The 11,711-nt window shown below is 31.3% G+C and carries 11 protein-coding genes; all 11 read right to left on the reverse strand.

The window, feature by feature from the left end:
• Positions 1–48 precede the first annotated feature (48 nt).
• The 11 genes from AA80_RS00905 to AA80_RS00955 all read right to left on the reverse strand — a co-directional run bounded on the left by AA80_RS00905 (position 49) and on the right by AA80_RS00955 (position 11,419).
• A complete protein-coding gene (locus tag AA80_RS00905; RefSeq protein WP_103875999.1) occupies positions 49–1,260 on the reverse strand; it encodes a hypothetical protein in 1,212 nt (403 codons plus the stop codon).
• Positions 1,261–1,589: 329 nt separating this feature from the next.
• Positions 1,590–2,696, reverse strand: coding sequence for an ATPase, T2SS/T4P/T4SS family (locus AA80_RS00910; protein ID WP_103876000.1), 1,107 nt, complete (start codon positions 2,694–2,696; stop codon positions 1,590–1,592).
• A gap of 2 nt (positions 2,697–2,698) precedes the next feature.
• On the reverse strand, positions 2,699–3,823 hold the full coding sequence (gene ftsZ, locus AA80_RS00915) for a cell division protein FtsZ (protein ID WP_103876001.1): 1,125 nt from the start codon (positions 3,821–3,823) through the stop codon (positions 2,699–2,701).
• Positions 3,813–5,123, reverse strand: a complete 1,311-nt coding sequence (locus tag AA80_RS00920) for a cell division protein FtsA (RefSeq protein WP_158248343.1) — start codon at positions 5,121–5,123, stop codon at positions 3,813–3,815. Before AA80_RS00920 ends, ftsZ begins: the two co-directional genes overlap by 11 nt.
• A 1-nt stretch (position 5,124) precedes the next feature.
• Complete coding sequence (locus tag AA80_RS00925) at positions 5,125–5,613, reverse strand: hypothetical protein (protein ID WP_103876003.1); 489 nt, start codon at positions 5,611–5,613, stop codon at positions 5,125–5,127.
• Positions 5,613–7,538, reverse strand: coding sequence for a DNA gyrase/topoisomerase IV subunit B (locus AA80_RS00930; RefSeq protein WP_103876004.1), 1,926 nt, complete (start codon positions 7,536–7,538; stop codon positions 5,613–5,615). The genes AA80_RS00925 and AA80_RS00930 overlap by 1 nt, the downstream gene beginning before the upstream one ends.
• Before the next feature lie 23 nt (positions 7,539–7,561).
• On the reverse strand, positions 7,562–7,852 hold the full coding sequence (locus AA80_RS00935; protein ID WP_103876005.1) for a DciA family protein: 291 nt from the start codon (positions 7,850–7,852) through the stop codon (positions 7,562–7,564).
• A 30-nt stretch (positions 7,853–7,882) separates the two neighbouring features.
• Complete coding sequence (locus AA80_RS00940; RefSeq protein ID WP_103876006.1) at positions 7,883–8,698, reverse strand: aminotransferase class IV; 816 nt, start codon at positions 8,696–8,698, stop codon at positions 7,883–7,885.
• A complete protein-coding gene (mtaB, locus tag AA80_RS00945) occupies positions 8,688–9,992 on the reverse strand; it encodes a tRNA (N(6)-L-threonylcarbamoyladenosine(37)-C(2))-methylthiotransferase MtaB (protein ID WP_103876007.1) in 1,305 nt (434 codons plus the stop codon). The genes AA80_RS00940 and mtaB overlap by 11 nt, the downstream gene beginning before the upstream one ends.
• Positions 9,982–10,431, reverse strand: a complete 450-nt coding sequence (locus AA80_RS00950; protein ID WP_233186776.1) for a CBS domain-containing protein — start codon at positions 10,429–10,431, stop codon at positions 9,982–9,984. Before AA80_RS00950 ends, mtaB begins: the two co-directional genes overlap by 11 nt.
• A gap of 25 nt (positions 10,432–10,456) precedes the next feature.
• Entirely contained in the window at positions 10,457–11,419 is a 963-nt protein-coding gene (locus AA80_RS00955; RefSeq protein WP_103876009.1) for a 1-phosphofructokinase family hexose kinase, read from the reverse strand.
• Positions 11,420–11,711: the final 292 nt, after the last annotated feature.

Below are 11,711 nucleotides of genomic sequence, written 5' to 3' on the forward strand. Positions count from 1 at the left end.
CCTTCACCCCGCAGCCCACCCCCATCAGGATAAAGGAGTTAGGTGAACTTAATAAACCTCAAATCTGTGTTTCTTTGAAAATGTCTTATTCCCTATATTCACACTGAATTGAATTTCATGCTTTCCTGATCTATCCAAAGTAATAGTTTTAACTTTTGATAAATCAAATACCTTTGCTGTTCCCAATTCGGATATATATACCCTAGATAAATTGTTATTCTCATAGTTATAAATTATCTGTCCTTCGTAGAATAACTTAAAGAGTACTTGTGAAATTTCAAATGCCCTAACTTCTCTATTAGAATTCCTTATTAAGCCCTCAAAATCAAGTTGATCTCCTCTTGACGCAACTGAAACAACATAAACTAAAAGAGAAATATCATTATAATTTTGATCTATTTGATCGACTATATTCAAAGTGGTTACATAAGTTTGCTCAAGGAAATTAAAGTCAAATAAGACAAAATAATTTCCTGGATCAAACTTTTTGTTAATTTCAAAATCCAAAGATATTGAAGACAATGGATTTAAATTTAATGTCCCAAAGGAAAATCTTTGTGAGTGTATTACCTTTTCTCTTTGCTTTATTATTAGCGTTCCAAAAAATTCTTTATTAAATGGTTCGTTAGTTCGGTTTACTGCTAATATGTTAAAAGAAGGGAATTCTGTAGTTAGGTAGAACATCTCTTTAGCAAAAACATCTATAATCAATCCTTTATCATATTTAAATGTTTTTACAAGATTTACGTTTTGATCATTTAAGATAAAGGCCACTCTGGCTTCATAAGTTCCTTTATCTAGATTTGAGATTTCCTTTTCTCTTAAGAGATCAAAAACTAAAATTGTTCGATATTGGGAAATATCAGTTTCTACGGGTTGAGGGAATACATAACTGTATACAACCTCCGAACTTTCTTGGTTTACTATCAAAAATGAAAAATTTTTTATTGTTATATGAGAATCTTTGTTGTTGGTGTTTTGTATAGTAACTTTTATATCTAAGTTATCTGGATAGTAATATTCTTCTTTTGATTCTAAATTAATATGAAAACCTTTTATAATCATACTGTAAGGTAGATCAAATCTTGAACTTCCACGTCCCATAAAAATAAATACCAATGTTAATATGGACAAAAAAATAACAATGTAAAATGTCCATCTGATTATTCTTTTTTTAGGTTGTTCTTTTCTTTCCTTTTCTTTTTTCCTTTCTTCATCGTACTTTCGCCATTCTTCCGGGCTTTTTGAAAAGTATTGCATGATTTCATCTCACTATTATTTAGAATGAGTGTCTTTTGAAACTCTGAAACCTGCTTTAAACCATACTTCAAGAATCTAAAAATTTTTAAAATACCCCCATCATTCTAAGTTACATACAGTTTGCTTTAGCTCCCCTTCACCCAAACATTAAGGGGTAAAACCCCTTAAGATCCCCGAACACATTTGCTTCGCAAATGAAAATATGGAAATTGTTTCTAAAGCATTATAAAGAACTATTTTGCACAAAGCTGCAAAAAGTCTCTGCTCTGTAACCCTTTTAAAATCAAAATCTTATTTTTTAAAATCTTATTATTTCTAAAGTGTCTAATTTAGAATGAGGATAAATTATTTAAATACTCATCTTCATTGATTAACCCTTCATTAAAAAATTTACCAAGTGTGGCTAATGGATCTATATAGCAGTCAGAATCTTTGTATTTATCAATTATAAAATTGATACTTTTACCTTGTGAAATGTCTTTTTTCAAATTTTTTGAAATTATTAAACCTTCAAAAATAGTTATAAAACCTTTTTTCCCCGTATTATAACAGTGCTGACACCCGTTTCCTTGACAGAAAGAACAATTTTTAGGTATTAATCTTTGATTAAGAATTAGATCTAAACTTTCAGATAGATTTTTTACTTCTATTCCAAACATCTTCAACCTTTGAAGTACTAAAAAAACATTCTTAGCGTGTAAAGTAGAAAACACCAAATGACCCGTTATCGAAGATTCAAATAACAATTTTGCAAAATTTCTCTCCCTAATTTCACCCACAACTATTAAATCAGGATCTTGCCTTAATATATATTTTAAAATATCTGCTTTCTCTTCCTCGCTTTTTGATACTATTTGAATTATACCAGGATTAATATACTCTACTGGATTTTCTATGCTATGTACTTTTCTTCTTCTTTTGAACTTATTCACTATATATTGCATTGTTGTAGTTTTTCCAGACCCTGTAGGACCTGAAAAAACAAGCATTTTTGATTTTTGATCAATTAATTTTTCTACGTTAGAAAGAATCGAAGGTTCCAAAACAACTTTAATATCATCTATGTTTCTTAATTTTCTTAAAACACAACTTATTCCTCCTGAAGACCTAACAAAGGAAGCCCTATAATTAATCTCTTGAAAACTAAAAGAACCGTCGATATTTTCAAAATCTTTTACTATATCATATCCACAATTGATTAGTAATTTGTTTAACGTTACTTCATATTCATAAATACTCATTATCTCTAAAGGTATTAGATCCCCACAGTATCTAGCCTTAACTTCTACCTTTTCATCGTGAGGTTCAAAATGAAAATCTGTAATATTTTCATCCTCATACTTTTTTAAAAACTTATCTAAAATATTTTCTTCAACTTCATAGTGTTTTAGGCTTTTATCGTATAACAGATAGAAATTAGAAGGTTTTCTTTTCATTATTATTGTTGGACTTCTTCACCTTGAATTTCTTCTACATGATCTTGCAAATATTTGTTCAATTTGGATATCTCTTCAGCAACTATACCTTTCCCAAATTGTCTGTATAAAGCTGGCTGCTCATAAAGATCTAGATAGTTTTCTTCTCCAGGTAATTTGTCGTAACCAGATGCTATAACTGTAACTTTAATAACTTCTGGAGGCAAATCTATAAGTGTGATTCCCATTTTTAACTTTGCGTCATCAATGGCGTATGAACGTAAAATTTCGTTGATAATTTTTACATCTTGTGTGGTAGGGGTTTTACCGGCAATGTTTACCAAAGCAGCGGTCGCATTCCTCACAGGATCTTCCAAGATCTTACTGTTCAGGGCATTCTTTATAGCTTCTTCGGCTCTTTTTTCTCCTTTTGCAAGACCAATACCAAGCATAGCTGACCCTTTTATGCGTAATACCGAAGCTACGTCTGCGAAATCTAAATTAATCATACCTGGCTTGGTTATCAAATCAGAAATACCTGTTATTGCTTGAATTAGTATTTCATCAGCTTTCTCAAAGGCTTTATCTATGGGAATATCATCATCGTTATCTATAAGTTTATCGTTTGATATTTTAATTAAACTGTCAACATACTTTTTAGTTTCTTGAAAACCCTTCAAAGCTATTCTTTCCTTTGTCGATCCTTCAAAGTGAAAAGGTAAGGTAACTATGGCCACAGTCAAAATACCCATTTGTGTGGCTAAATCAGCTATAATAGGTACAGCCCCGGTCCCAGTACCTCCTCCTAAACCTGCAGTTATAAATAAAAGGTCTGTTTCTTTTAAAGTTTCTTTTAAATCATCTTGACTTTCTAAAGCCGATCTTTTACCAATTTCTGGATCTCCGCCGGCACCTAATCCTTTTGTCAACTCTTTTCCCAATTGAATTTTTCTAGGTGCGTCATTATTTTCTAAAACCTGAACATCCGTGTTTGCAGCAATCAGTTCTACATCATCAATACCTTTTTTTATCATCCTTTGAATAGCATTATTGCCCGCTCCTCCGACACCTATAACTTTTATCTTGTAACTCGTTTTCCTACTAAACAACTTATTTTTTTTGTTGATTTCTTCCATTTCAAAGGGCATCTTCTTCACCTCCCGTTATCTTTTTAAAAAAAGTTTTGAAGGCGGTTGTTGTTTTTTTCGGAGACTTATTTCTTATGGGAGATTCAGATGGTGTTTCTTTACTTTTTTCATAAAGATTTTCTTCCAACAAATCAATTCTGTATCTTTCTATCAAACCAAAAACAGTTTGAAACTCCGGATCTTTTATTAACTCTTCTGGAATATTCTTGAACGAGTCGAAAGATACTATAGAACTCTTTCTGAAATTTTCGCCCATCAATTCTTTAATAGTGGTTTCAATATTCCTTATCATTGAACCTCCCCCAGTCAATACTATTCCTCCTTGTAAAGCCCCTACTTCGAAAGTTCTTTCATAACCAATTTTTGAAAGTTCTCCATTTAATCTGCTTATGATTTCTCTTACTCTAGCAAAAATTATTTTATTTAAAAGACTTACAGGAACGTAAGAATAACCGCTACCTGTCAATAATTGAAAATTTACCTTTTTCATTGCTTTGGTTTCTCTCGAACATGATCCTTCTTCTTCCAATAATCTATGAGCTTCTCTTTCAGAAACCTTAAGTATATTGGAAATATCTTTTAATACATATTTCATTCCATAAGGGAAAGTGTAGAATAATTTTGGAATACCGTCCTTAAAGATGATTATCCTACAAGAATTGTAACCAAAATCTATAACGGTAATTCCAACATTTCTATCGTTAGGAGTGGTAATAATATAACTATTTGATAAAGTTGAATCGTATATAGGAATTTCAGAAGTATAGACAATGTCTTTTAAAACGTTAATTAACAGCGAAAAGGCATTCTCATCTACCCAAACCACATTTAGCGTTGTAGTTAGAGATTTTTCGGCAAAAAAAGAAACTGGATTTTTCACCCTTTTTTCGTCAATATGAAACTTTACAAAGTTAGAATCCAAAATTATTTTTCCTTCATCAGTGTATTTTTTGATAACGTTTTTTCTGATATTTCTTAGTTCATTTTCTCTAATTTCTGTTCTTTTACTAAACTCAACGGTAAAATTTTCTTCCGTGATATTCAAAGCGTTAGAAGAATATCCTACGATAATTTCGGGATTTTTTAGTTTTTTTTGAGACTCCTGTTTCAAATTTTCTATAAGTGTTTCAATTGATCTACGCAACGATTCCATATCTTGAATTTCACCGTTAATAATGCCATCAACTGGAAGTTTGCTTAATGAAATGGGTACTATATGCCCGGCTTCATCTGTTTCAAAAAGTACTCCCTTTAGAAAAAAACTACCTATATCTATTCCAATCAAATAATCTTTAGCCATATTATAACCCCCGATCATCGATTTTAAAAAAACTTTGGTTACTGATAAAATAATTCCCAGCTCCTAAGAATTCTATATTACTAAGTGTTGCTAAAAAATTATTAATTTCTGGTAATTTAAGGTATTCAATTCTTATGTTATTATAACAAAGTATTTCTTTATTTTGAAAATTTATTTCTCTAATCGAAGTATTGTAATAAATACCCTTGATAAAATTGAGCTCTTCCTCTTTTTTAATTTTGTCTTTCGAAAAAATTACTTTAATAAATTTTGGTTGTGGATAATCGCTCACAAAAGTTATATTATCATAAATATCGAAATAAAAATATCTGTTATTTATTTCTATGTAATAAATACTTTTCCCAGTTTCTACTTTATCTTTATAAGCAAACAGCTCTTCTTGAGTTCCAAAAAAAGGATGGAGATTGTAAAAACAAATTGTTAAAAGCAGAAGGTAAAAAAAAGTTAAAGTTAATTTTTTCCCTTGCACTAGATATCGAGCTCTTTCACCTTATTAGCATTAGATTCAATAAACTCTCTTCTAACAGATGGATCGTATCCCATGAGTATTTCTAACATCTCCTCTGCCATTTCTAAATCTTCAATCTTTATTTTCACAAGTTTTCGACTTTCTCTATCCATCGTGGTCTCTCTCAATTGATCAGGATTCATTTCTCCTAACCCCTTATATCTTTGTAACCTCCACTTTTTATCGCCGTACTTTTTCTTTAATTCTTCAAGTTCTTCGTCGGAATAAAGATAAAAATGTTGCTTTTCCACCTCAAATCTATATAATGGCGGTTGAGCGATGTACACATATCCTTCTTCTATCAAAGAACGCATGTATTTATGAAAAAGTGTCAATACTAAAGTTCTAATATGGGCACCATCAACATCGGCATCGGTCATGATAATGATTTTACCATATCTCAATTTGGATAAATCAAACTCTTCTCCTATACCAGTTCCCAATGCCGTAAAAATATTCGAAACTTGTTCATTTTTTAAAAGTTTCAGAAAATCTGTTTTCTCTGCATTTAAAATTTTCCCTCTTAAGGGTAAAATTGCCTGGTACCTTCTATCTCTAGCTTGTTTTGCATTTCCCCCTGCAGAATCTCCTTCAACTATAAAAAGCTCAGATTCATTTAAATCCTTCGATGTACAATCTGCCAATTTTCCTGGTAAAGTTGTATTTTCGAATATCGTTTTTCTTTTAATACTGTCTCTTGCTCTTTTAGCAGCTAGCCTTTTTTTGTAGGCCAAAAACATTCTTTCAAAAATGTTTTTTGCTTCTTTAATATTTGCATCAAAATATAAGGATAATTTTTCTGTAGTTATTTGATTTACTGCTTCTCTAGCGAGTTTAGACCCCAATCTTCCCTTTGTTTGACCTTCGAAAACGGGGTTGGGCATTTTTACATGTATTATGGCTAATAATCCTTCTCTTACATCTTCTCCGCTAAAATTATCGTCTTTTTCCTTTAAAACGTTGTACTTCCTTGCATATTCGTTTGATAGTCTAGTTAGAGCTTGCTTGAATCCAGATTCATGTTCTCCACCATCAATAGTTCTAATGTTGTTCACAAAAGAAATGATATTGCTTTCTTCAGAATCAGTATAATCGAAAACTATTTCCACTTGAATCTCTGATTCCAATTTATTATATTGATATGATCCATTAAGATATATGGGGTTCGAAACAGAATTCATTTTCCGCCTTTTCAACACGTAATTTATAAATTCATTCAAACCACCTTGGAAATGAAATTCTTGGATGTAATCTCTTTTCTTATCCTCAAAAAAAACCTTCAAGTTAGGATTTAAAAAGGCTATTTCCTTCAGTCTATTTTCAATTAAACGTGATTCAACAGTTATATCTCCTTCATCGAATATTTCTTTATCAGGGAGAAATTTCACAATAGTTCCGGTCTTGTCTGTTTCTCCTATAACGATTACATCAGTTTGAGGAATACCTCTTGAATACTTTTGATAGTATATTTTCCCGTCTCTGAAGACTTTTACTTCCATATATTCCGAAAGAGCGTTAACCACAGATGCTCCTACTCCATGTAGCCCCCCACTAACCTTATAAGCTTTTTTATCGAACTTTCCACCTGCATGAAGCGAAGTCATAACTAATTCCAATGTATTTTTGTTTTCAGTTGGGTGTATATCTACAGGTATACCTCTTCCATTATCCTCAACTTCAATAGAATCATCCTCATTTAAAGTAACTCGGATGGTATCACAAAAGCCATTAACGTGCTCATCTATGGCATTATCAATTATTTCATAAACCATATGGTTTAATCCCGTTTTACCCGTTGATCCAATGTACATTCCAGGCCTTAGTCTCACCGGTTCTAAACCTTTCAAGACCTTTATATCGTTTCCAGAATATGTTTTTTCTACCATTTAAACACCTCCACAAGCATTTCTCAAGGAACAATTCTAATTCTATTTATCGCTTCATTTTCTAGAATAGAATTTAACGCGTTCAGCACCATTTTTTCCTTAAAAAGTATTTCCTGTTTAACATAATTATTAGAGCAGGCTATTTCTAGTACCTTCTCTTTTAAGAGATAATTTTTAACTGTCACATATTGTGAAAGATTCTCGGGGATATATTTAGGTATTTCTTCTCTTAATTTCTTTATTATATATATTTTTTTGTAAACCAAATTTTTTTTAGAAAGTTCTTTTAAAATACCTTCAAATTTTTCTTCCATTTAGACCATCTTAATAATAAACTTTTTCTCTCAATCTTCTATTTTTTCTGTTATAAAATCTTTCCAATTGTCAAGAATAGCTTCCGTTACTACACCAGGTACAGTAAAAGTAAAATCAGGAAAAATCCTTCTAACAGGTACTATCCCCCTTGAAGTGTGGGTGAGAAACACTTCCTCAGCAGATAAAAGTTCCCAAACTTGAACATTCGATTTCTCTTCAACTTCTAAAGATAAATCATTTGCCAATTCAAGGACATCTTCTCTAGTTATCCCCGGTAATATTCCCGATGAAATATGGGGTGTCAACAAAACACCTCCACTAACATAAAAAATATTAGTATATGTGCCTTCGGTAACATTACCGAACTCATTCAAAATGATTGAATCATAATAATAATCATATTTTTTATGCACGTATTTGATCGATCCATTTAAAGGTGTTTTTACATAATAAGGAATAATAGGAGAAGAAGTTTTTCTTTCTCTGGCTATATTCACTACCACACCTTCTTCAATCAGATCTACATCCTCTTTTAACTCTTCAACAAAGCAATAAAATGTCTTATATTTCGATGTGAATGGAGTTACATATATTTTAAATCTGAATTCCTCATAATTATGAATCTTTTTTGCTTGATTTAAAATTATTTTTATCTTTTCCAGAGGTGGTATTTCAAGTGCCATAAAATCGGCAGAACGTTGTAACCTGTCATAATGCCTTTTTAAATTGTAAGGAATACCTGAATAAGTTCTAAGTACCTCATAAATCGAATAACCATTCACGAAACCTTCATCATCTCCACTAACCAAAGGAAATTCTACCCATTCTTTACCATTATAAAACATTTGATACCACCCCTTTATTTTCTTCAGACAAAGAAGATATTTCCGCCTGTAAAAAATGCCCTTTTTCAACTTTTTTCTCATTAGAATGAATATTATGCGGAATATAATATTCATCGTATCCAAAAAAACCATCTTTTAAATGGCTTTCTGCCAATACATTTACTTTAGCCCCTATCATACCCTTCAGATAACTTTTTCTTGAGAAATCAGCAATTTCATTCAGTTGTAAAATTCTAGCCTTTTTTTCATTTGCGGGTATCTGATTTTTCATCTTAGCAGCAAAAGTTCCTTCACGTGGTGAATACCTAAAACTATGGACTTTCAAAAGCTTCAGTTCTTCAATTGAATCAAACATGATACGTAAATCTTCCTCATTTTCACCGGGAAACCCGACTATGAGATCACAGGTAATAGAAAAATTTGAATCGTATTTTCTTAAGGTTTCTATAGCTGTATAAATCATTTTTCTATTATACTTTCTATTCATTGAATCTAAAATTTTATCAGAAAAATGTTGAATTGAAAGATGTATGTGCCTTTCAAATATGGGATAAGTGTTCAATATAGCAGACAAATTATCAGTTATTATTTCGGGATATAGGGATGTTATCCTTATTCTAACTTCTTTATCGGCAAAACTCTTTCCAATTTGATTTAACAGTTCTTCTAATGTTTCTGAATTGTCCAAACCGTAGTATCCTAAATTTGTTCCGGTTAACACTATTTCTTTATATCCTTTTTCTATGAATTTTTCTATACTTTTAATAACGACTTTTTTTTGTAAACTGACTATTTTTAATCCTCTCAAAAATCTTATTTTACAGAATGAACAGGAGTTAATACATCCCTCCTCTATTGGTAAAAAGGCCCTTGTTCGGTTACTGTATGGTTCATTAGGAACTAATATGTCATATTTTTCATTATGATACCAAAAGTATTTATCTGAATATATGCCTTCCTCATCCAATAATCCGTCTATTTGCTTTTTTTCTAAATTACCTAAAACCAAATCTGCGCCTGATTTTTTTAATCCTTCGGGATCAGAAACTGAATAACAACCGATTGCTATAATCTTGGAATTTTTATTTAATTTTTTTAATCTCCTAATAGTTTGCCTTACTTTCCTCTCTGCCTCTGAAGTAACACCACAAGTATTTAAAATATAAATATCACTTTCTCCCATTTTTTCTTCAAATACAGCATCATAATAAGGAGATAATTTCTCAGCCAGTGCCTGACTTTCAGCTTGGTTCATTTTACATCCAAAAGTAATAAAAGAAATTTTACGTTTCATATTCTATTTCACCGGTTAATGTTTTGCTAAGGAGCCCTATTCTTCTAATAACCCCCACCAATCTTTCTGCATCATCAACAACTGGCAAAACCTTTAACTTATTTTTTATAATTACATCAGCTACATGTAAAACCGTATCATCAAAGTAAACCTTAAATGGCTTTTTTATCATAAAATCAGAGACCGGACGATCCAATATTTTTCGTAATCCATTAAAAAATTGATGGCTATCTGGTATAAAAGAAGTAGTTTCCATAAGTTTCAAATACCCGGGAAGCGAGGCATCAATGATGCCGCTTTCGCTTAAATATCCAACCAACCTAAAATCACTTGCAACTATAGGAAGTGCAGATAAATTATGCCGTTTACATATAGTTATAAAACGTTCTACACTCTCATCTTCCATTAAAGAAGTAAGATCTCTCTCCATTATTTCCATGGCTTTCAAGGTAAACACCTCTTTGTTATTCTAATCTTTCAATGGAAAACCTATTTAAACTTCTTTTTATATCTTCCAAAGTTCCTATCTTCTTTTCAATATAATCCGTTTTTGATATGGCACTAGCCATACCGAATTTCGCAGCTTCAAAATAATTGAAATTATAATTTATTATGTAGTACAATATTCCAGACATAAATGCATCCCCCGCTCCAAAAAGATGTGACTTCTCGATTCTTTCTTCTGGATTAAAGAGCCAAACTCCTTCATTAGTTGTTATCACATCACCGAAAATCTGATAACTCATAACAACTAATCTGGCACCATTTTCTATAATTTTCTTCGAAGCATCAATGAAATCATCTATACTTTCCAGAGTTTTTCCAAAAACTTCTGTTCTTCTTCTGAAGTCTGGTCTCACAACGGTAGGACAATTATTTAAAATAGCTTCTTCAAAATACGGCCCAATTGATTCCATGTAAGTAGTTTTTCCTCTTTTCTTAGCTTCCAACATCAGTTCGGAATAAACACTGGTTTTCAAGCCTGGCGGAACACTCCCCGATACCACAACATGTTCTACTAGTGAAAGAGAATTTTTATATCTCTTTAAAAAATGATCGTAATCTTCATCTTTAATTAAAGGACCTTTGCTGTTTATCAATGTTATTACTTCTTTTAAGGGATCTATTATTTCAATGTTTTCTCTACTTTCTTCTTGTGTATAAACGAAATTCATCGTTATATTATCAAACTCAGAAAGTTTGCTCTGAATAACGTTACCTATGTACCCGCCCAAAAAACCTGTGGCTATCGATTTTATTTGCAAATTAGATAGCATTATTGAAACGTTAATACCTTTGCCTCCAGGCTCCATTCTTGAATTTGAAGAATTTTCAACTCTATACATATTCCCTACTTCGAAATTTTCAATTATGACCTCTCTATCCAGTGAAGGGTTTAAAGTAACAGATAAAAAATCGTACTCCATTGATTTCCTCCTAATACATCTTTTTTTAACAATCTATTGAACTTTTAAAACTCCATTTAGCGCAACTTTACATATTGACTCACCGTTTTAGGGAGAACTTTGCCCTGTTAGCCTTTTAAAAGTAAAAAATTATTTTTGAAGATTTTGTTTTTTCTAAATCATCCATTTTCTTGTTAAAATGATTACTTTTATTATATTATATCATATCAAACCTAAGTATTATTAACCGAAAAATTAAAATAACGGGTACAAAATACCCGTTATTTTAAAAGATGATACTAATATCAAAGAA

This window comes from Petrotoga sibirica DSM 13575 (assembly GCF_002924625.1).
GTDB lineage: Bacteria > Thermotogota > Thermotogae > Petrotogales > Petrotogaceae > Petrotoga > Petrotoga sibirica.

Bases quoted from the DNA above. Each gene is read 5' to 3' on its own strand.
- AA80_RS00920 (WP_158248343.1), bottom strand. From the start codon at position 5,123: ATGGCTAAAGATTATTTGATTGGAATAGATATAGGTAGTTTTTTTCTA.
- mtaB (WP_103876007.1), bottom strand. From the start codon at position 9,992: ATGAAACGTAAAATTTCTTTTATTACTTTTGGATGTAAAATGAACCAA.
- AA80_RS00955 (WP_103876009.1), bottom strand. From the start codon at position 11,419: ATGGAGTACGATTTTTTATCTGTTACTTTAAACCCTTCACTGGATAGA.
- ftsZ (WP_103876001.1), bottom strand. From the start codon at position 3,823: ATGCCCTTTGAAATGGAAGAAATCAACAAAAAAAATAAGTTGTTTAGT.
- AA80_RS00935 (WP_103876005.1), bottom strand. From the start codon at position 7,852: ATGGAAGAAAAATTTGAAGGTATTTTAAAAGAACTTTCTAAAAAAAAT.
- AA80_RS00905 (WP_103875999.1), bottom strand. From the start codon at position 1,260: ATGCAATACTTTTCAAAAAGCCCGGAAGAATGGCGAAAGTACGATGAA.
- AA80_RS00930 (WP_103876004.1), bottom strand. From the start codon at position 7,538: ATGGTAGAAAAAACATATTCTGGAAACGATATAAAGGTCTTGAAAGGT.
- AA80_RS00950 (WP_233186776.1), bottom strand. From the start codon at position 10,431: ATGGAAATAATGGAGAGAGATCTTACTTCTTTAATGGAAGATGAGAGT.
- AA80_RS00910 (WP_103876000.1), bottom strand. From the start codon at position 2,696: ATGAAAAGAAAACCTTCTAATTTCTATCTGTTATACGATAAAAGCCTA.
- AA80_RS00940 (WP_103876006.1), bottom strand. From the start codon at position 8,698: ATGTTTTATAATGGTAAAGAATGGGTAGAATTTCCTTTGGTTAGTGGA.